Genomic DNA, 19,669 nt, shown 5'->3' on the forward strand with positions numbered 1-19,669 from the left:
CCCTTCCATGGCTGAAATCCCCGCCCCGCACGCGGGCGGCACCGCCGACCTCGGCGGCCTCGCCGTCTCCCGCATCGGCTTCGGCGCGATGCAGCTCGAACGCCTCCACGGCGACCGCGACGCGGCGATCGCCCTCCTGCACCGCGCCGTGGAACTGGGCGTGAACCACGTGGACACCGCGCAGTTCTACGGCGACGGCTTCGTCAACGGGGTGATCCGCGACGCCTACCGCGACGCGACCGGCGGGTCCGACAGCTCCGACGGCTCCGGCGTCATCGTCGTCAGCAAGGTCGGCGCCACCCCGGACACGGGCGGCCGTGTCCCGCTGCGCCTCGCCCAGCGCCCCGACGAGCTGCGCGCGAGCGTCGAGGACAACCTCAAGAGCCTCGGCCTCGACCGCATCCCGGTGGTGAACCTCCGCCGCGCGGACTCCGGCCCCGGGCTGCGCGCCGAAGGCGACCAGGTGGTCGACCTCGACGACCAGCTCGCGGTGATGACCGCGCTGCGCGACGAGGGCAAGATCGGCGCGATCGGCCTGAGCGCCGTCTCGCTCGACACCCTGCGCCGCGCGCTCCCGGCCGGCGTCGTCTGCGTCCAGAACTCCTACAGCCTGGTCGCGCGCGAGGACGAGGAGCTGCTCGCACTCTGCGTCGCCGAGAACATCGCCTGGGTGCCGTTCTTCCCGCTGGGCGGCGCCTTCCCCGGCCTGCCCAAGGTGACCGACGCCCCGGAGGTGCACGCGGCGGCCGAGGCGCTCGGTGTCACGCCCGCGCAGATCGGCCTCGCCTGGCTGCTGCACCACACCCCGAACACCGTGCTCATCCCGGGCACCGCGGACCCGGCCCACCTGGCGGCCAACGTCGCCGCGGGCGCGATCCGCCTGGACCCGGCGACACTGGCCGCACTGGACGCGGTCAAGTCCCGCACCGGCGACTTCGAACTCTGATCCCCCGTCCTGCCCGGAGCCGAAGGGGCTCGGGAGCGGCAATGGCGCGGGTGGTGCGTCCGTTCCGTCGGCCGGCGCGGGAGTCGGGGGCTGAACGGGGCACGGGGCGGGGGCCGCTCCGGCAGGATGTGGGGGGAGCGAGGGGGGACCGTATGGGTGGGAGGCCGCTCGGATACGGCGAGGCGCTGCGCCGGCTGCGGGACGCGCAGAAGAGCGCGAAGGGCGTGTCGCTCTACTCGCGGTACGTGAACCGGCCGGTGGGGCGGGTGCTGGCGGCCGGGGCGTACCGGGCGGGGCTGAGCCCGAACCAGGTCACCCTGGTCAGTGCCGCGTGCAGCGCCTTCGGGGTGGCCGCGGTGGCGGTGGCGCGGCCGTCCTGGCCGCTCGCCGTGGCCGTGTACGCCGCCCTCGCCGTCGGCTTCGCCTTCGACTCCGCCGACGGCCAACTCGCCCGGCTGCTGGGCAAGGGCGGCCCGGCGGGGGAGTGGCTGGACCACGTGGTGGACTGCGCGAAGATCACCGCGCTGCACGCCGCCGTGCTGATCACCTTCTACCGGCACTTCCGACTGCCGGGCGACGGCTGGCTGCTGGTTCCCCTCGGCTTCCAACTCGCGGCCGTCCTGGTCTTCTTCGGCGGTCTGCTGACGGACAAGCTGAAACCGAAGGGGAGTTCGGGCCCGGCGGCCGCGCCGTCACGGCTGCGCGCGGTCGCGCTGCTGCCGGTCGACTACGGCGTGATGTGCGCGGTGTTCCTGCTGCTCGGCAGCGAACGGGCCTTCCGCTACGGCTATACCGCGCTGTTCGCGGTGCACGCGCTGTTCCTCGCGGCCTTCCTCACCAAGTGGTTCCGCGAGCTCACCGCGCTTCAGCGCCAGGCGGGTTGACCGGCGGCGCCCCGGCCGCCGCCGCGCTCGCGCCGCTCCCGGCGCCGCCGGCCGGACCGGTGAGGAGGTCGAGGGCGCGGCGTAACTGGGTACTGGAGGTGTGCACCGTGTAGGGGAAGTAGACGATCTCCACGCCGACCGTCGCGAACCTCTCCTCCAGCCGCCGCCCCTTGTCGGTGCCGCGCCAGTCGTCGCCCTTGAACAGCACGTCGAAGCGCACCTGGCGCCAGGTCTCCAGCTTGTCCGGCACGGTCTCCACGAACGCGGCGTCCACGAACCGCACGCTGCGCACGATCTCCAGCCGCTCCACCAGCGGCACCACCGGGGTACGCCCCTTGGCGAGCCGGGCCATCTCGTCGGAGACCACCCCCGCCACCAGGTAGTCGCACTGGCTGCGCGCGTGCCGCAGGATGTTCAGATGGCCCACGTGGAAGAGGTCGTAGACCCCCGGCGCGTAGCCGACCCGGTGCAGCATCATTCGACCCCCAGCCGTACAACGCTCCCCAGCGCTGCCGAGTCTCAGACGATAGCCGGACGTATCGCGGTCAAAGGGGGATTCGCGGAATTCCGAACTTCAACGCTTGGCAAGCCCAGGTGTGGGGAGCGCGTGAACGACTAAGGTGTGCACTTGTCTGGATCGGGGGCACGTCCCGGGGGGAAGGAACACTTCGTGGGTTCGTCGGGTCTGCGCCGCCGGCTGCTGCTGGTCTCCACCAACTACGCGCCGGAGCACGCCGGGATAGGGCCGTACGCCACGCAGATCGCCGAGCACTGGGCGGCCGGCGGGGCGGAGGTGCACGTGCTCACCGGCATGCCGCACTACCCGGCGTGGAAGCTCGACCCCGCGTACGACGGGGTGCGGCGGGTCGAGGAGGACCGGGCCGGGGTACGGGTGCACCGGCGCGGACACGCGGTGCCCGCGCGGCAGACCGCGCTGCGCCGGGCCACGTTCGAGGTGAGCGTGCTGCGCGGCGGGCGCGACGAACCGGCCGGGATGGGGCGGCCCGACGTGGTGTTCGCGCAGATGCCGAGCCTGGCCGGCGGCGTGCTCGGGGCGCGGCTGGCCGAGCGCCACCAGGTGCCCTTCGTGCCGATCGTGCAGGACCTGATGGGCGCCGCGGCCGCGCAGAGCGGGATACGCGGCGGCGGGCCCGCCGCACTGGCCGCCGGGCTCGTCGAGAAGTACGCGCTGCGGCGGGCCGCGCTCGTCGGGGTGATCCACGAGTCGTTCACGGCGAAGGTGGCCGCGATGGGGGTGCCGCCCGAGCGGATACGGGTGGTGCCGAACTGGTCGCACGTACAGCGCCCTTCGCGGCCCCGCGCGGAGATGCGGGCCCGGCTGGGGTGGCGGCCCGGGCAGACCGTGCTGCTGCACTCCGGGAACATGGGGCTCAAGCAGGGCCTCGACGTCCTGGTCGAGACGGCGCGTTCGGCCCCCGAGACCCGGATCGTCCTGATGGGCGAGGGCAACCAGCGCGAGCACCTGCGCTCGCTCGCGGGCAGCCTGCCCAACCTGGACTTCCTCGCCCCGGCCACCGACGACGAGTTCCCCGAGGTGCTGGCCGCCGCCGACTTCCTCCTGGTCACGCAGCGGGCCTCGGTCCGCGACATGAGCCTGCCGTCCAAGCTCACCTCCTACTTCGCGGCCGGGCGCCCCGTGATCGCCTCGGTCTCCGCGGACAGCGGCACCGCCCAGGAGGTGCTGCGCTCCGGCGCCGGCGTCGTCGTCGCGCCCGAGTCCCCGGGGGAGTTGCTCGCCGCGGTCCAGGCGCTCGCCCTTGACCCCACCCGCACCGCCGTCCTCGCCGCGGCCGGCCCGGTCTACGTCGACGCGCACCTCTCCCGCGATGCCGGGCTCGGCCGTATCGACGCGTTGCTCTCCGAGGCGCTGGCCGAACGCGCCCCCGCGGCAGCCGAGTCCACCGCTCCCGCGCCGGGCCCGGTGCCTACTGCCGTGGCGGAGGCGGAAGTTGCCGAGCAGCCCGACGCGCCCGGAGTCCCGGCGGAGCCTGCGGTCGGGGCGGTCGGGGCCGGCCGGGGAGACGAGGCCGCCTCCGGGCAGCCGGTCGAGGCCGCGCCGGTCGTCTCAGACGGCGCATCGGATACCGCCCCCGGTAAGGACGTTGGGGCCGAGACCGGCGTTCAGGGGCGTACGGAGCCGGGCCCGGCGCCTGCCGTTCCGCCCGCTGTTCCGCCCGCCGTTGCCCCTCCCGTTCCGCCCGCTGTTCCGCCGGCTGTTCCGCCTGCGGTGGCGGAGCCGGACGGCCGGGCGGTGCCCGCGAGGCCCGCGCACGTACCGGCGGTGCCCGACGAGGCCCCGGGCGCGGAAGGCGCGCCGCCGTCGGCAGGAGCGGTCGCGCCGCCGCGGCCCGTGGCTCCGCCACCGCCGGCCGCGCCGCCTCGCCCTTCTGCCCCGCCGCGCCCCTCCGCTCCGCCCCAGGCCGGTGCGGAGCCGCCGGAGGCGGGGCCCGACCCGGAGCCGACCGGTACCGACGCCGGCCTGGCTGCGGACGCGGACGCCGAGCCGGACCCGGACCCGGCAGCGGTCGGCGCCGACCCCGTCGCGGGACCGGGCGAGGCGGACTCCGACGCGGGCCCGGAGACGGGCCCGGAAACGGAAACGGGCGAGGCGGACCCCGAAGCCGTCGCCGGGAGCGAGGAGCCGGAGGTGCCCGCGGGGGCGCCCGCGGGGGAAGGCGGGGCCGGCCGTGAGCGGTGAACTGCGGGACGACGGCGAGGACGTGGACCTCGTCCGCGACCAGGTACGGCAGATCGTCCGGTACAAGGGCCTGATCGCGGCCGGCCTGGTGGTGGGCCTGGCCGGCGGCGCCTTCCTCGCCCTGGGCGGCGCGAACACGTACGCCGCGAGCAGTTCCGTGATGGTGCGGGCGGCGACCGCGGACCCGTTCGCCGCGGGCGCTACGCCCGACAAGGGCATCGACATCGGCACCGAGCGCCAGTCCGCGATGAGCACGACCGTCGCCGAGGCCGCCGCGAAGGAGGTGAAGCAGCCGGTCAAGAAGCTCCAGCACTGCCTCCAGGTGACGAACCCGCCCAACACGCTCGTCCTGCGCTTCACTTGCGCCGCTCCCGACGGCGAGGACGCGGCCGCGTGGGTCAACGCGTTCACCAAGTCCTACCTGAACGACCGGGAGTCGGCGACCAAGGCCACCATCAAGAAGATGGTGAAGGGTTACCAGGACCAGCTCGACCCGCTGGTCAAGCAGCGCAAGGACCTGCTCGACCAGATAGACGCCACCACCGACAGCCAGGTCATCGGCACCCTCGTGTCCGTGCAGACCAACCTGCTCAGCCGGATCACCGAACTCAACGGCGACATCAGCGGGTTACGGGCGCTCGACACCACCCCGGGCGTGGTGATCAAGCCCGGCGCGGTGCCGGACGCGCCGACCGGCCCCGGGACGACGCTGATGCTGGGCCTCGGCGCCGCCGTCGGACTCGCGCTCGGCCTGCTCGCCGCGTGGCTGCGGCTGGTCTTCGACCCGCGACCGCGCTCCGCGGGCGAGGTCACCCGCGTGATGGACGCACCGGTGCTCGGCACCCTGCCCGGCGGGCGCGGCCGCCGCGGCCCCCGCGGCCGGCAGGGCCCGGCCGGCCCCCAACCGCTGCTCGCCGAGGGCCAGTCCACCGGCCGGCTCGCCGAGGAGTACCGGGCGATCGCGTTCCGGCTCAGCCACGACCGGCGGTTCGCCGCACGCCGCAGGCTGCTGGTGGTGGAGCCGCGCGGCAGCAGTGACACCGCGGCCGCGGTCGCCGTCAACCTCTCCGCGTCCTTCGCCGAGATGGGCAAGGAGGTGCTGCTCGTCGAGGCCGACCTGCGCACCCCGTCGCTGTCCGGGCGGCTGCGCTCGGCCGACCCCGGCCGCCCCGGCTGGGCCCGCACCCCGGGCCTGGCCGAAGGGGGTTGGCCCGCCGGGCTCCAACTGCCGGTGGACACCGGCGAGTACGGCTCCTTCGACCTCGTGCCCGGCCGCCGTGTACCCAACGTGGCCCGCGCCCTGACCTCCGGCCAGGCCGGCCGGCTCTTCGCCGAGGCCGACGACCCCGGCACCGTCGTGGTCGTCCTCGCCCCGCCCGTGCTGTCCTACGCCGACGCGCTCGCGCTCGCCGACCGGGTGGAGGGCGTGGTCGTGGTCTGCGACCCGGCCGAGGTGCGCCGCGAAGACCTGGCCCGGGTCAGGGAGTTGGTCGCGGGGGCTGGCGGCGCCGTACTCGGTGCGGTGCTGCACCGCGCCCCGGCCGCGCCCGGCCGCTCCCGGTTCCTGCCGGGCCGCCCGCGCTCGGGCCGCCGCGCCGCCGCGCCCGCCTCCGCCCGTGACGTCGCGCCCACCGAGCCCTTCCCCGCCGCCCCGGAGCGCCACCCGGTCCCTTGACCGGCCCCGGACCGCGGCCCGCCGCGGCCCCCGGGGCCGAACCCCCGCAGCGCGCTGCCCCGTACGGCGCCTCCTACGGCAACGCGTCCGGCAGTCCTTACGACGCTCCCTACGACGACCTGTACGGCGATCCGCGCGAAGCCCCGTACGAAGGGCTCGCCGAGACCCCGGACCTGGTCGAAGTCCCGTACCGGCAAGCCCACTTGGCCGTCGATGCCGACTTCGGCACCGACGTCAGCACCGACAGCGGCACCGACAACGACAGCGACACGGACGCCGGCACGGACCCGGACGGGCCGCGCGGCAGGCGCCGCGGGTTGGCCGCCGTCGTCAGCTCCGTCGCCGACCAGGGCGTCGCCGCCTTCACCAACATCATCGTGCTGGTGGTCGCCGCCCGGCTCTCCACGGCGGCCGGCTTCGCGGTGTTCTCGATGGTCTACATGGTCTTCACGGTGCTGCTCGGCGTGAACGTCTCCTACGTCGGCCAGGCCCTCGTGCTGGAGCGCGGCTCGCGCCGGGTACGGGCCGCCTGCCGGTCCGCCGTGGCGTTCACCGCGACCGCGTCCGCCGTCCTCGGCTGGGGCATGGCCGCCGGGCTGCTCCTCGTCCCCGGCTCCACCGCGCGCGGGCTGGCCGTACTCGGCCTGGTGCTGCCGGTGGTGCTCACCCAGGACGGCATGCGGTACTGCTTCTCCGCGCTGCGGCTGCCGCACCTCGCGCTGGCCGCCGACACCGTACGGCTGCTGGTCGCGGTGCCCGCGCTGGCCGTGCAGCCGCACGGCGCGGGCGCGGTACGGCTGGTGGCCGTGTGGGGGGTGTCCGGGGTGCCCGCGCTGCTGGTGGGCGCCGCGCTGCTGCGGAGCCGGCTGCGGGCCGCGCCCGGCGAGGTACGGCCGCCGGTGGACATCAGGCCGTACGTCCGGCGCGGCCACCTCGGGCAGCGGTTCGTGGTCGAGTTCGGCGTCGGCAACGCCACCAGCCAGCTCGCCGTGGTCGGCCTCGGCCTGTTCGCGGCGCCGCTCGCGGTGGGCGCCCTGCGCGGCGCGACCACCCTGTTCGGGCCGATGAACGTGCTGTTCAACTCGGCCACCGCGTTCGGGCCGCCGCTGCTGAACCGCGTGCGCGGCACCACGCGCAAGGTGCGCGCCACCGCCGTGCTCGCCGTCGCGCTCGCCGCGGTCGCCACCGCGTGGACGGCCGTGCTCATGCTGCTGCCCGCCCACGCCGGCCGGGCGCTGCTCGGCGACACCTGGGCCGCGTCCTCCGGGCTGCTGCCCGCCTCCGGCAGCCAGTACGCGTGCATCGCGCTCGGCACCAGCGCCCTGCTGACCCTCCGCGTGCTGCGGCCGCGCGCGACCCTCCCCATCCAGGTGGTCTTCTCCCTCGCCTCGGTGCTCTTCATGCTCGGCGGCTACCGCCTCGACGGCGTGCTCGGCGCCGCCTGGGGCCTCGCCCTCGGCTCCGCGCTCAAGGCGATCGCGCTGTGGCTGCGCATCACCGCCGAGCGCCGTAGGCCCGGGAGGAGGGTCACTTCCGACCCCCTCCCGGGCGGGTCCGCGGCTCCGGAGGACCTGTCGGCCGGTTCTGCCTGAAGCCGGGCGGCTGCGGTCAGACGCCGGCGAGGTGCTGCTTGCTGTCGTCGAGTTTGTCGTCGAGCCGCTCGCCCTCGATGTCGGGGTCCGGCACGTAGCGGGCGAACCAGCGCGGGTGGTGCCAGGCCCTGGCGCCGAGGATCGCCATGGCGGCGGGGACCAGGGTGAGGCGGACCACGAAGGCGTCGACGAGGACTCCGACGGCGAAGCTGAAGCCGATCTCCTTGGTGGTCGGATCGGGAGCGAAGATGAACGCCACGAAGATCGACGCCATGATCAGCGCGGCCGCGCTGACCACGCGGGCGGACAGCCCGGTGCCCAGGACCGCCGCGCGGCGGGCGTCGCCGGTCCTGCTGAACTGCTCCTTGATCCGCGAGACGACGAAGACCTCGTAGTCGCTGGACAGCCCGAACATGATCGCCAGCAGGATGACGGGCAGGAAGCTGAGGGTCTGGGTCGGCTCGATGCCCAGCAGGCTCTTGCACCATCCCCACTGGAAGACGGCGACCTGGGCGCCGAACGCCGCGCCCGCCGAGAGCAGGAAGCCGAGGATGGACTTGATCGGCACGATGATGGTGCGGAAGGCGAACGTGAGCAGCACGAACGCCAGGGCGACGACGGTGACCAGGAAGGTCGGCAGGGCGTCGGCGAGTTTGGCGGACACGTCGATGTTGGTGGCGGTGACACCGCCGACCAAGAGGTGGGCACCGGTGCCGGCCTCCAGGGTGGTGCGCTGGTCGCGGATGTGGTGGACGAGGTCGGTGGTGGCGGCGTCGTTGGGGCCGGTGGTCGGGATGACGTTGATCAGGGCCATGTCGTGCGTCGTGACGGCGACCGAGGACGAGGCGACGCCGGGTACCTTGCTGATCGCGGCACTGATCTGCTGGGCCTGGCCGGTGGTGGCCACGTCGTCGGCCACGACGGTCAGGGTGCCGTTGTAGCCGGGACCGAAGTGCTCGGTGGTCAGGTCGTAGGCGCGGCGGGAGGTGTCGCTGGTGGGCAGGGCGCTGCTGCCGGGCAGGCCGAGGTCCATGCTCGCCGCCGGGATGGCCAGCCCGCCCAGGGCTATGACGCCGATGGCCAGGACCGGGACGCGGCGGCGGACGACCCAGCGGGCCCAGCGGGTGCCGGCCAGCTTGTCGGGGTCGGTGGCGGCGGTGCGGGCGGCCGGCTGGGCGCGCCGCAGCAGCGGCAGGCGGCTGAAGCGGGCCGCTCCGCGCCTGCCGAGGATGCCGAAGACGGCGGGTACCAGGGTCAGGGCCACCAGCAGGGCCAGGGCGACGGTGGCGGCTGCGGCCAGGCCCATCGTGGTCAGGAAGGGGATGCCGACGACCGCGAGTCCGCACAGGGCGATGATGACGCTCAGCGCGGCGAAGACCACCGAGCTTCCCGCGGTGCCGGCCGCGCGGCCGGCGGCTTCCTCGGGGTCGCGGCCCTCCAGGAGGAAGGTGCGGTAGCGGGCCAGGATGAACACGGCGTAGTCGATGCCGCAGGACAGGCCGAGCATGGTGGCCACCGAGGTCGATGCGGCGGCGATGTCCGTGACCGCGGACAGCGCGGTGATCCCCATCATCGTGGTGACCAGTCCGAACACGGCGGTGACGATCGGCAGGCCGGCCGCGACCAGCGAGCCGAACGTCAGGCACAGGATGACCAGCGCGACTCCGATGCCGACGGCCTCGGAGCTGGCTCCGGCGGCGGCCTTGGGATAGACCGAGCCGCCGAACTCCACCTGCACTCCTGCGTCGCGGGCGGCCGAGACGGCCGGGTCCAGCTGGTCCAGGGTGCCGCTCTTCACCTCCGCGGCCTGCGCGTCGTAGGTGACGGTGCCCAGCGCGATCCGCTTGTCGGGTGAGACGGTCCTGGCCTGGAAGGGGTTGGAGGCGCTGGTGACCTGGCTGACCTTGCCGAGCGCGGTGACCGCCCGGTCGATCGCGGCCTGGTTCCCGGCGCTGGTGATGTTCCCGTCCTTGACCGCGAACACCACCTGCGTGGAGGCCCCGGAGGCGGCGGGCAGCTTCTCCTTCAGCAGGGTGAGGGTCTGCTGCGCCTCGGTACCGGGGATGGTGACCGTGTCCGTGGTCTTGCCGCCGCTCGCGCCGGCGATCACGATCGCCGCGACGACGACCGCCACCCACGCCGCCAGCGTCTTCCAGCGGTTGCGGAAGCACCAGCGTGCAAGGCGGTACAGGTAGGTGGACAAGGCGGGACTCCTTGCTCGTCTCAGGAAAGGGGGGCGCAGCGGTCGCGTCCCCCACCACCGCCTCGATTGCCACCATAGGCAAACTTATCCTGAGTGGCAAATATGCCGCCCCTGCTATACTCCCGCCATGGCTGAAGCAGTGACGTCGCTCCGCGAACGGTCCAAGGCCAAGCGCCGGGCCGCCATCCAGCGGGCCGCGCTGCGCCTGTTCACCGAGCGCGGCTACGAGGGTGCCACCATCGCCGACATCGCCGAGGCGGCCGAAGTCGCTCCCCGGACCGTGCGGATGTACTTCCCCAACAAGATCGATATCGCGACGTCGGCCGCCGACGACATCGCCACGCACGTGACCGCGGTGTTCAAGGCGCACCCCGACCTGTCGTTCAGCGAGGCCATCGACCGGTGGATGCTCGCCGAAGCCGACACCACCGATCCGGAACTGGCGCAGCTGGTGGCCGCCATGTACGACGCCAACCCGACTCTGCAGGCCGTCTCCGGCACACACTCGGCCGCCGCCAGCCAATCCGGCGAACCCGCCCTCCTCGCGGAACTCGGCCTCGCCCCCGACGACCCCCTCCTCCCCGTCGTCACCGCCGCCATCAGCTCCGCCATCGGCGAGTACGTGACCACCGCCCTCAAGAACGGCGTCCCGCACGAGCCCCACCAGCGGTTCATGCGCTACCTGCGCAGGATGATCAGCGCCGCCCGCGACAGCTGACCTCACACGGCAACACGGCTAGCGCAGCGTTCGGCGGGGGTTCCTGGTGAACGTGGCGACCAGTGCCAGGCAGAGCAGGGCGATGCCGATGCGGCCCGCGGCCTGGAGGAGGGGGCCGCGCAGGAGGATGAAGGAGTAGCCCGCGGCCATCGGCACCACGACGGCCGCGAGCGTGCCCGGGCGGCTGCCCTCGGAGGTGCGGCGCGCGTAGCGGATGTCGATCCGCGAGCAGGCGTACCCGAGCAGAAGGAAACCGCCGGTCATGCCCAACGGGCCGAAGTCCAGCCATAGTTCGGCCCACAGCGGGGACGAGAGGTTGGTGTTGGTCATGCCCATCCAGCGGCCGACCAGCACCCCGGAGTCGAGCGGCTTGCCGTGCCACACCGAGCGCGGCACGAAGAAGAAGACGTCGGCGGCGAGTTGGCGCCCGTGCGTGTGCCCGGTGCCGGACTCCACGTAGGTGAGGGTGTTGGCGAACATGCCGACCTGGTCGTAGTCCTTGATGGTCAGCGGGTCGAGCACCGAGGTGGACTGCACCGGGTGGTAGCCGCCCGAGTCGTAGCGGAACCGGTCCAGGAACGGGAAGAGCAGCAGCGCCGCGACGACCCCGCCGACCAGCGCGGTGCGATAGACCGCGGGGCTGCGCGGGAACGCGGTGAACAGGATCGAGAAGACCACCGTCAGGAACCAGTAACGCGGGTTGGAGACGGGGTTGTTGACGATGACGTTGATGACGACCAGGCCGCCGAGCGCGACCAGCGCGGGCAGGTTGCGGCGGGCCCGGCGGGAGGTCGTCATCCAGCGGATCAGGATCAGCAGCGCCAGCAGCGCGGGCACCGTGCCGAACCCGCGGATGAACGCCGAGCCGACGTGGCTGTCACCGCCGGCCCCGGTCAACCCGCTGGCCTGTACGGTCTCGCTGATGTCCTGGCGGCTGGTGAAGAACACCGCGGGGCCGCCGAGTTCGACGATGCACAGCGCGCTGCCGGCGTACGCGAGGAGGATCAGCAGCCACAGCCGCTGCCGGGCCACCTGCGCCTGCGGGCGGGGCCGCCGTAACCGGTCGGGCGGCTGGAAGCGGGCCGCCAGCGCGCCCACGTCGTAGGCGACGCAGCCGACCAGGGTGAGCGAGATCGCCAGCACCGTGTCGGAACGCGTACCGACCACCGGGGTCGGCACCTGCCCGATCACCTCCTGGGCGAGCGGCGCCACCCCCATCGCCACGTAGCCGAACAGCCAGAACGCGCCCTGTACGAGGCGCCGCCGCCGGCTCAGCACCATCGCGCACAGCCGCCCGCCCGCGTAGCAGGTCAGCGCCAGTTGCAGCCAGAACCCGGTGTCGCGCAGGCCGGGGCCCGGTTGTGTCAGGACGTAGCCGGGCAGCAGCACGACGACGGAGATCACCAGGGGTACGGCCAGCGCCCGCGACAGCACGGCTCGCGACAGTACGACCCGTGGCGCGGCCCGCGGGTCCTGCGTGGCCCGCGCCTCCCGCGACACGTCGAGCGCCATGGCCCCCCTTCCCCTGCGCGAGTCTAGGCCGCGCGGGCGGGGGAGGGGGCGGGTACGCGAGGGTCGGCCCGGCACCGTTCAGGGCCCGGCACCGTTCAGGCCCGGCACCGTTCGGGGCCCCGCACCGTTCGCGGACCTGTCCCGTCCAAGTCCCGGCGCCGCGATCCCCGCCCGGGTCAGGAACCGTCGAACGCCGCCTGGAGCGCGGCGATGTCGAGCTTGCCCATCTTCATCATCGCCGCCATCGCGCGGTCGGCCTTCTCCCGGTCCTGGTCGCCGAGCAGCGCGCTCATGACGCTGGGCACGACCTGCCAGGACACCCCGAACCGGTCCTTCACCCAGCCGCACGGCCCCTCCTGCCCGCCGCCCTCGGTCAGCCGGGACCAGTAGTAGTCGACCTCGGCCTGGTCGGCGCAGTCGATCTGGAACGAGATCGCCTCGCTGAAGGTGAACTGCGGCCCGCCGTTGAGCCCGAGGAACTGCTGCCCGTTGAGCGTGAACTCCACGGTGATCACCGCGCCCGTCTCACCGGGCCCGGACTCCGTGTAGCGGGCGACCGAGCCGCGCGAGGAGTCCTTGAACACCGACAGGTAGAAGTCCGCCGCCTCTTCCGCCTGGCCGTCGAACCACAGACACGTGGTGAGCTTTCCGCTGGTCATCGCTTCCTCCGTGGTCGTACGCGGGTGGCGGGCAGCGGATGCCGCCGCGCCGTCGTCCCGCCGTCGCGTCCTTGCACCCCTTAGGACGGTCCGGCGCCGCGAAACTCATCGGCCGCGCGGAAGACGGCGCCGCGGTGCGCCGCCCGCGTCGTCAGCCTTTCCTGCCGCGGAGCCTGCGGACGAGCCCGCCCAGCGGGGTGCGGCCGCCGCTCGCCGGGCCGGCCGAGGGCGGCGCGCCGCGCCCCACGCGCACGGACAGGTCCTCCCCGCCCTTCGTCCAGTACGGCTGTACGGTCCGCTCGCCACCCGCCGGGTGCGGCCGGGCCGCCGGGGGCGAGACCAGCTCCGGCGCCCGCCGCCCGCCGAGCCGGGCCGTCTTCGTCCAGCCGAGGGCGGCCAGCCGGACATGGAAGTCCCACGCCCCGTCGGCGAGCGGCCGTCCTGACACGACGCTCGCCGGGTCGAGGACGGCGGTGCCGGACACCGTCACGGTCTCGACGCCGACGTCCCCACCGTCCCCACCGTTCCCGACGTCCCCACCGGCACCCGCGGAAACGCGTTCCACCGTGCAGTCGGTCTCCAGCGGATACCGCGCCCCGGTCTCCCGTTCCCGCAGCACCAGCGTCGCCCGCGCCCGCTCGGCGCAGGCCGCGCCCGTCAACTCCCGCTCCCCGAAAGCCCGGTGCAGCTCGGGCGACACCCCGGAGGGCGCCAACCGCTCCTGTCCCGGGACGAGTTCGACCGGCCGACCGTCGGCCACCAGGGTCGCGGTGAACGTCACCGCCAGCGTGCCGTCCGCCCGCCAGGCGACGTCGAGCAGCGTCGGCAGGCAGGCCAACGACCTTTCCCAGCGGACGAGTTCGACCAGATCATCGGTCCGCCCGGTGCGCACCAGCGCCAGCGTCAGCCGCTGGTGGGCCGGCAGCCCCTCGGCGGCCGTGGCGGACGCACTCTCCTCCAGGGTCCGCCTGATCTCGGCGAGCAGCGCCGCCCGCTCCGCCTCGTCCGCGTCGAGCAGCCGGGCGCCGCCGATCCGGTCCAGCACCTCCACCCGCAGCCAACGGCGGTGCAGCCGGTCGCGGGCCGCGCCCGGCGCGGTGAGCGCGTCGGCCGCCGCCATCACCTCGCGCAGCCCCGCGTAGTACGCGGCCGGAGTGGTCGGCATGGCGGGCGTGGCGGGCGTGGCGGGCGCCGCACCGGCCGGCTTCCGCGCGGGCGCGTAGGAGCAGCAGACGTACGACCCGAGGACGGCGGTGCGGCGGGCGCGCAGCAGCGCGGCCACGGTGAACGCCTGATCGTCGAAGGGCGCGGCGCAGGAGCCGAACCGCAGGCCGTGCCGGCGCACCATGGCGGTGTCGAAGAGCTTGTCCGTGGTGAGGCTGTCGCCCAGCGGGTCCCGGCTGAGCTTGGCGTCCGGCCGGTCGCGCGCGTACAGCTCCTGCGGGACCGGCCGCCCCTTCGCGCCCGCCAGCCGGCCCGCCACCACGTCGGCGTCGTGCTCCAGGCCGTACGCGTACAGGCGGCGCAGCGCCTCGGGGGCGAGCCGGTCGCCCGCGCGGAGGAAGAGCAGGTACGCGCCGCGGGCCTCGGCCGCCGCCGTGTCGCGCGGGTCCGCCCCGGTCCGTACGACGCGTACGCCCGCGGGCGGCGGTTCCGGTACGGCGTCGGTGGGGCGGGCCGCGACGAGGGTTTCGACGGCGCCCTCCGCCCAGTCCTGCGCGGCCACCGACGCGAGGCTCGCCGCCACCTGCCCGGCGTCGTCGCCCGCCCGCACGATGACGCTGACCCGGGGGCCGGCCGGCAGCGCGGGTTCGTGGCCCGGCTCCACCAGCAGCACGACCGCGGCAGCCGCACCGCCACCATCGGCGGCGCCGCCACCGGGCGCCCCCGCCGCGCCCCGCGCAGCGGATTCCTCGGGGGCGGCGCCGACGCGCAGCCCGCCCACCGCCGCGGTCGGCACGGCCGGCCCGCCGGCCGGCGCCGTCAGGTCCGTGGTGCGGTCCAGCCCCGGTCCCAGCACGCGGACCTGGACCTCCCAGGCCCCCGCGTCCGGCGGGCTGCCGCCGGCCGCGCGGCGCGGGTCCACCGTCGCCGTCGCCCGTATCACCGGGCGCAGCCGCTCCACCCCGTCGGCGCGCGGCGGCAGTTCCTCCCACACCACCTCCACGTCCCGCGGGAGCATCCACTTCACGGCGGTGCCCCGGTGGCGCAGCAGCACGTCCACGCGGAAGCGGGTGAGGTGGTCGGTGAGGTCCACCGGTTCCAGGCCCGGTTCCAGGCCCGGCTCCAGGCCCAGGCCCAGGCCCGGCTCCAGGCCCCGGCCCAGGCCCTCGGTCAGTCGTGGGTCGAGCAGGTACCTGCCGTCGCGCCGCTCCACCGTCAGCGCGGTGCCCTCGTCTCCGTAGCCGAACGACGCCTCGAACTCCAGGCGCAGCCGCTCGCGGTGGAAGGAGGCGCCGGTCAGTGTCGCGTCGGCGCGCAGGGTGTCGGCGCGGCGGCCCAGGGTGAGCAGATCGGCGGTGCGGGCGGCCCGCACCAGGTCGGCGCGTACGCGTTCCAGCCCGACGAGCCCGTCGTGGACCGCCGGCGTCAGGTAGTCGGCCGCGACCGAGCGCAGCGCCTCCACCAGCCGGTCGCGGTAGTCGCCGTCGGGGTAGGCGGGGAAGATCGGCTCGCTGAGGTACTTGACCATGTCGGCCCGCCAGAACCGGCGCAGCCACGTGTCGCGGACCGGGCCCGGCTCGGTCTCGGCGAGCAGCGCGTCGAAGATCTCGCGGAGGTTGCCGGCGTAGGAGTCCGGGTCGAGCCGGTCGGGTGTCGCGTGCCCGCCGTCCTCGCGTTCGAGGTAGTAGTAGCAGGGGTAGTCGCCGACGATCGACACGGACGCGGCGCGCAGCACCGCCGGCACCATGAACAGCAGGTCCTCGCCGACGTAGTGGCCCACCGGGAAGCGGATGCCCTGCTCGCGCAGGAAGGCCGTGCGGTACATCTTGTGCACGGTGAGGCTGTCGTGCAGCGGGGCGGTCCGGTAGGTCACCGACTCCCGGTTGCGGCTCATCAGCGCCTGCGGGGCCCCGCGCAGCCGGTGGGTGATGGTGACCTTGCCGATCACGATGTCCGAGCCGTTGCGGCGGCCCACCGCGTACATCCGCTCCAGGGCTTCCGGGCCCAGGCTGTCGTCGTGGTCGACGAACTGGACGTACTCGCCGCGCGCCATGTCGACGGCCACGTTGCGCGGGTGTCCCGGCCAGCCGGTGTTCTCCAGCCGCACCACGCGGAAGAGCGGGTCGGCGGCGGCCAGTTCCTCCAGGCGGTCGGGGGTGGAGTCGGTCGAGCCGTCGTCGACGAACAGCACCTCGAAGTCGGCGCGTGCCATGGTCTGGCTCTTCAGTGCGGCGATGAGTGGTTCGATCAGTGCACCCGTGTTGTAGGTGGGCACGATGACGGTGACCTGCAATGACACGCTGTTCTCCAGGAAATGGTGCAGAAACTCGCTATCGAATGACCGTCCTGTATGTGCGCTTTGGTCTCCTTTCGGCCGCGCCGGCCCGGCGGCATCAGCGGCCACCGGTGTTGAGGCGGGCGGCCTGGCGGGTGAGGTGGTTGCGTTCGGCGAGGGTGGGGGCCTTTCGGGCGGCTTCGGCGTAGAGGCGGGCCGCGGTGGAGCGGTCGCCGTCGCGTTCGTGCAGGTAGGCGGCGACGGCGGTGTGGCGGGGGAGGGAGTCGTCCAGGTCGGCGAGCGCGGCCAGGCCGGCCCGGGGGCCGTCGGCCTCGCCGACGGCGACGGCGCGGTTGAGCCGGACCACCGGGCTGTCGGTCAGCCGCACCAACTCGTCGTACCACTCGACGATCTGCACCCAGTCGGTCTCCTCCGCGACGGCCGCGTCGGCGTGCAGCGCCGCGATGGCGGCCTGGGCCTGGAACTCGCCCAGCCGGTCGCGGCCGAGGGCCGCCTGGAGGATCTGCACGCCCTCGGCGATCGCCCGGGTGTCCCACTTGCCGCGGTCCTGCTCGGCCAGCGGCACCAGGCTGCCGTCGGGCGTGGTCCGGGCCGCGCGGCGGGCGTGGTGCAGCAGCATGAGCGCGAGCAGCCCCGCCACTTCGGGGTGGTCGATCGCGGCCGAGAGCTGCCGGGTGAGCCGGATCGCCTCGGCGGCGAGGTCGATGTCGCCGGAGTAGCCCTCGTTGAAGACCAGGTAGAGGACTCGCAGCACCGTGGCCACGTCGCCGGGCCGGTCGAACCGTACGCCGGAGACGGTCCGCTTGGCCCGGCTGATCCGCTGCGCCATCGTCGGCTCCGGCACCAGGTACGCGGCGGCGATCTGCCGGGTGGTCAGCCCGCCGACGGCGCGCAGCGTGAGCGCCACCGCGGAGGACGGGGTCAGCGACGGGTGGGCGCACAGGAAGTACAGCCGGAGCGTGTCGTCCACCGCGGACGCGGGCCCGGGCGGCGGCTCCTCGTCGACGCGGTCCTCGCGCCGGCGCCGGGCGGAGTCCGCCCGGGTCGCGTCGAGGAACCGCCGCCAGGCCACCGTGACCAGCCAGCCCTTCGGGTCCCGCGGGGGATCGGCCGGCCAGACCCGGACCGCCTCGACCAGCGCGTCCTGGACCGCGTCCTCGGCCGCCGCGAAGTCCGCTCCGCGGCGGACGAGGATGCCGAGCACGCCCGGGGTGAGGCTCCGGAGCAGGGCCTCGTCCATGTCGGCGGTCACTCGGTGATGGTGGGCGGCTCGGTCAGGAACGGGCGCAGCTCCAGCCACTCGTGGATCGGCTTCCCGCCGGCGCCGGGCGCGGCCGACAGCTCCCCGGCCAGCTCGACCGCGCGCGCGTAGCTGTCGACGTCGATCACCATCCAGCCGGCGATCAGGTCCTTCGTCTCGGCGAAGGGGCCGTCGGTGACCGGCGGCCGGCCCTCGCCGTCGTACCGGACGAAGGTCCCCTCCGGGGCGAGCGCCTGGCCGTCGACGAACTCGCCGGTCTTCTCCAGCCGGGCCGCGAAGTCGTTCATGTACCCGATGTGGTCGGAGATCTCCTGCGGCGTCCACTGGTCCATGGGTACGTCGTTCACTGCGGCCGGGGCGCCGCGGTAGTGCTTGAGCAGCAGGTATTTGGCCATGGTGGTTCTCCTTGGTGCGGGGCGGCCCATTCTGGCCGCGCTCACCCCGGGGACGGAGCACGCCGCGGGTTCTCGACACGACCGCCGGAAATTCTTTTCTGGACGTCCCCAACACCGCCTACGGGCGCCGCTCGTCCCGGGTGGGCGTCACGCCGGGGGCGGGCGGGCTCTGGTCCGTCGAGTGCTTCTTGCCCCGTCCGGTGGTGGACGACAGCGGTTTCCCGCCCGCCCGCAGCTCCGTCTTCTTGTGCTTGCCCTTGCCCTTGGCCGCGTGCGACGGCACCACGTCCTGCGGGAAGATCAGCTGCTGGCTCTGCCAGGTCAGTGCCGCCGGCATCTCGCTCGTCCAGGTGCTGAAGTTGTGCACGCCGTGGTCGGGGAAGATCGACGCCGTCCGCATCGGCGGCTTCGCCATCCGCAGGAACTCCTGCGCCTTCGGGTAGATGTGCTCGTCCCCGTGCTTGCTCGCGGCGACCAGCACCGACACCTGCGGGATCGGCAGGTGCTTCAGCCGCCAGAACAGGTCGTGGGAGTCGATCCGCTTCTGCCGGGAGATCCCGCTGCCGAACAGGTTGCCGGTGGTGATGTCCTGCTTGATCACGAAGTCGGGGGAGAGCGCCGCCGCCGAGGTGAACACGTTCGGGTCACGCATGGTGAGCTGGAGCGCGCAGGTGCCGCCGGAGGAGTAGCCGAGCGCGCCCCAGGCGGTGGCGCTGTGGCCCACCCGGTAGGTGGCCCGGAGCGCGTCCGGCAGGTCCTTCGCCAGGAACGTCTCCGTCTGCGGCCCGCCGGGCACGTTGACGCACTCGGTGTCGCGCGGCGGCGCGATCGTCGGCCGGATCTCCACGATGATCGTCGGCTGCATCTTGCCCTGCTTCATCAGTTGCTGGGAGATCTGCCAGACCCGCAGCCCCTGCGCGAGGTTGTAGATGCTGCCCGGGTAGCCGCTCATCGCCAGGATGACCGGGAAGCGCTGGCGGGCGTACGCCTTCTGGAAGTACTGCGGCGGCAGGTAGACGAACGCCGGGTCGATCACGCCGGTGCGCCGCCCGATCACCCGTACCGACTCGACCCGGCCGTTCGCCGAGGCCGGCGCGCTCGGGATGCCGCTGACGCCCTTGAGCAGCGAGGTGTCACCGGGCTCGATCAGGGGGGTCCGGCTGACCACGGAGGTACCGGAGGCGTTCGGGCTGAGCGCGACCGGGGCGGTCTTGCCGGTGCCGAACAGGTCGCTCCACGAGCCGTAGAACTGGTAGTCGGCGTTGACGGCCGCGAGCAGCGCGGTGATCGTCACGAGCTGGGTCACGCCGATCACGGCGAACCGGGCCGTGACCCACGCCCACCCGGTGCGTGCGAGGCGCGGCCACGTCCACACCGTGAGCACCACGCACGCGGCGGCCAGCCCGGCCAGTACGTACGCCGTCGTCCAACTGGTGAGGTTCATGTCGCTCCCCCTTCTCTTTCCGTTTCCACAGTGCTAGAGGGCTGAGGGGGCCGGTGCGTTCCGTGCGAAGAGTGTGACGATGTCCCAACCGTCCCCGAGCGCCCCCCGATCACCGGGATGCCCTACCCCGGACGGCCCCCGCGGCTAGGCTGTCCGGACGGTGCCCGGGGGCGCCCAACGGTGCCGGGGGCGGCGCGCGGG

13 protein-coding genes and 1 pseudogene are annotated in these 19,669 nt (G+C 73.9%); 6 read left to right on the plus strand and 8 right to left on the minus strand.

The genetic code is table 11. From position 1 onward, the window contains the following. Nucleotides 1–7: 7 nt before the first annotated feature. Entirely contained in the window at nucleotides 8–946 is a 939-nt protein-coding gene (locus AB0399_RS10980) for an aldo/keto reductase (protein WP_366411041.1), read from the plus strand. Between the two features lie 152 nt (nucleotides 947–1,098). Then, on the plus strand, nucleotides 1,099–1,830 hold the full coding sequence (locus AB0399_RS10985) for a CDP-alcohol phosphatidyltransferase family protein (RefSeq protein WP_329370024.1): 732 nt from the start codon (nucleotides 1,099–1,101) through the stop codon (nucleotides 1,828–1,830). Here the strand turns inward: AB0399_RS10985 and AB0399_RS10990 are convergent. Beyond that, nucleotides 1,802–2,308: an adenylyltransferase/cytidyltransferase family protein gene (locus tag AB0399_RS10990; protein ID WP_366411042.1), complete on the minus strand. Its 507-nt coding sequence runs from the start codon at nucleotides 2,306–2,308 to the stop codon at nucleotides 1,802–1,804. The genes AB0399_RS10985 and AB0399_RS10990 overlap by 29 nt on opposite strands. Before the next feature lie 225 nt (nucleotides 2,309–2,533). On the opposite strand from AB0399_RS10990, the pseudogene AB0399_RS10995 reads away from it, so the two are divergent. From AB0399_RS10995 to AB0399_RS11005, 3 genes and pseudogenes are all read left to right on the plus strand, one after another. Then, nucleotides 2,534–3,721 (plus strand): annotated as a pseudogene (locus AB0399_RS10995) (glycosyltransferase); the annotation flags it as partial. An 817-nt stretch (nucleotides 3,722–4,538) separates the two neighbouring features. Beyond that, the gene (locus AB0399_RS11000) at nucleotides 4,539–6,224 is read left to right on the plus strand and encodes a lipopolysaccharide biosynthesis protein (RefSeq protein ID WP_366411043.1); all 1,686 of its coding nucleotides are present in this window, start codon (nucleotides 4,539–4,541) and stop codon (nucleotides 6,222–6,224) included. Between the two features lie 317 nt (nucleotides 6,225–6,541). Then, the gene (locus AB0399_RS11005; RefSeq protein ID WP_366411078.1) at nucleotides 6,542–7,816 is read left to right on the plus strand and encodes a hypothetical protein; all 1,275 of its coding nucleotides are present in this window, start codon (nucleotides 6,542–6,544) and stop codon (nucleotides 7,814–7,816) included. A 16-nt stretch (nucleotides 7,817–7,832) separates the two neighbouring features. On the opposite strand, the gene AB0399_RS11010 is transcribed toward AB0399_RS11005, so the two are convergent. Next, nucleotides 7,833–10,019, minus strand: a complete 2,187-nt coding sequence (locus tag AB0399_RS11010) for an MMPL family transporter (protein ID WP_366411044.1) — start codon at nucleotides 10,017–10,019, stop codon at nucleotides 7,833–7,835. Nucleotides 10,020–10,146: 127 nt separating this feature from the next. On the opposite strand from AB0399_RS11010, the gene AB0399_RS11015 reads away from it, so the two are divergent. Next, on the plus strand, nucleotides 10,147–10,737 hold the full coding sequence (locus AB0399_RS11015) for a TetR/AcrR family transcriptional regulator (RefSeq protein WP_366411045.1): 591 nt from the start codon (nucleotides 10,147–10,149) through the stop codon (nucleotides 10,735–10,737). 18 nt (nucleotides 10,738–10,755) lie between these two features. On the opposite strand, the gene AB0399_RS11020 is transcribed toward AB0399_RS11015, so the two are convergent. From AB0399_RS11020 to AB0399_RS11045, 6 genes are all read right to left on the minus strand, one after another. Continuing rightward, nucleotides 10,756–12,249 carry a hypothetical protein gene (locus tag AB0399_RS11020; protein WP_366411046.1) on the minus strand — a complete coding sequence of 498 codons (1,494 nt, stop codon included), beginning with the start codon at nucleotides 12,247–12,249 and terminating at the stop codon, nucleotides 10,756–10,758. 176 nt (nucleotides 12,250–12,425) lie between these two features. Beyond that, nucleotides 12,426–12,908, minus strand: coding sequence for a VOC family protein (locus AB0399_RS11025; protein ID WP_329370035.1), 483 nt, complete (start codon nucleotides 12,906–12,908; stop codon nucleotides 12,426–12,428). 151 nt (nucleotides 12,909–13,059) lie between these two features. Continuing rightward, nucleotides 13,060–16,371 (minus strand): glycosyltransferase family 2 protein, encoded by a 3,312-nt coding sequence (locus AB0399_RS11030; RefSeq protein WP_366411047.1) that lies wholly within the window; start codon nucleotides 16,369–16,371, stop codon nucleotides 13,060–13,062. Between the two features lie 94 nt (nucleotides 16,372–16,465). Then, a complete protein-coding gene (locus AB0399_RS11035) occupies nucleotides 16,466–17,608 on the minus strand; it encodes a DUF6596 domain-containing protein (protein ID WP_366411079.1) in 1,143 nt (380 codons plus the stop codon). A gap of 8 nt (nucleotides 17,609–17,616) precedes the next feature. Next, nucleotides 17,617–18,024 (minus strand): YciI family protein, encoded by a 408-nt coding sequence (locus AB0399_RS11040; protein WP_328463373.1) that lies wholly within the window; start codon nucleotides 18,022–18,024, stop codon nucleotides 17,617–17,619. A gap of 118 nt (nucleotides 18,025–18,142) precedes the next feature. After that, the gene (locus AB0399_RS11045) at nucleotides 18,143–19,468 is read right to left on the minus strand and encodes an alpha/beta hydrolase-fold protein (RefSeq protein WP_366411048.1); all 1,326 of its coding nucleotides are present in this window, start codon (nucleotides 19,466–19,468) and stop codon (nucleotides 18,143–18,145) included. Between the last annotated feature and the right edge of the window lie 201 nt (nucleotides 19,469–19,669).

This window comes from Streptomyces sp. NPDC088194 (genome assembly GCF_040702025.1).
Classification (GTDB): Bacteria; Actinomycetota; Actinomycetes; order Streptomycetales; family Streptomycetaceae; genus Actinacidiphila.

Excerpts from the sequence above, each read along its gene's own strand:
- AB0399_RS10980 (WP_366411041.1), top strand. The coding sequence starts at position 8 with ATGGCTGAAATCCCCGCCCCGCACGCGGGCGGCACCGCCGACCTCGGC.
- AB0399_RS11025 (WP_329370035.1), bottom strand. The coding sequence starts at position 12,908 with ATGACCAGCGGAAAGCTCACCACGTGTCTGTGGTTCGACGGCCAGGCG.
- AB0399_RS11045 (WP_366411048.1), bottom strand. The coding sequence starts at position 19,468 with ATGAACCTCACCAGTTGGACGACGGCGTACGTACTGGCCGGGCTGGCC.
- AB0399_RS10985 (WP_329370024.1), top strand. The coding sequence starts at position 1,099 with ATGGGTGGGAGGCCGCTCGGATACGGCGAGGCGCTGCGCCGGCTGCGG.
- AB0399_RS11015 (WP_366411045.1), top strand. The coding sequence starts at position 10,147 with ATGGCTGAAGCAGTGACGTCGCTCCGCGAACGGTCCAAGGCCAAGCGC.
- AB0399_RS10990 (WP_366411042.1), bottom strand. The coding sequence starts at position 2,308 with ATGATGCTGCACCGGGTCGGCTACGCGCCGGGGGTCTACGACCTCTTC.
- AB0399_RS11040 (WP_328463373.1), bottom strand. The coding sequence starts at position 18,024 with ATGGCCAAATACCTGCTGCTCAAGCACTACCGCGGCGCCCCGGCCGCA.
- AB0399_RS11020 (WP_366411046.1), bottom strand. The coding sequence starts at position 12,249 with ATGGCGCTCGACGTGTCGCGGGAGGCGCGGGCCACGCAGGACCCGCGG.
- AB0399_RS11035 (WP_366411079.1), bottom strand. The coding sequence starts at position 17,608 with ATGGACGAGGCCCTGCTCCGGAGCCTCACCCCGGGCGTGCTCGGCATC.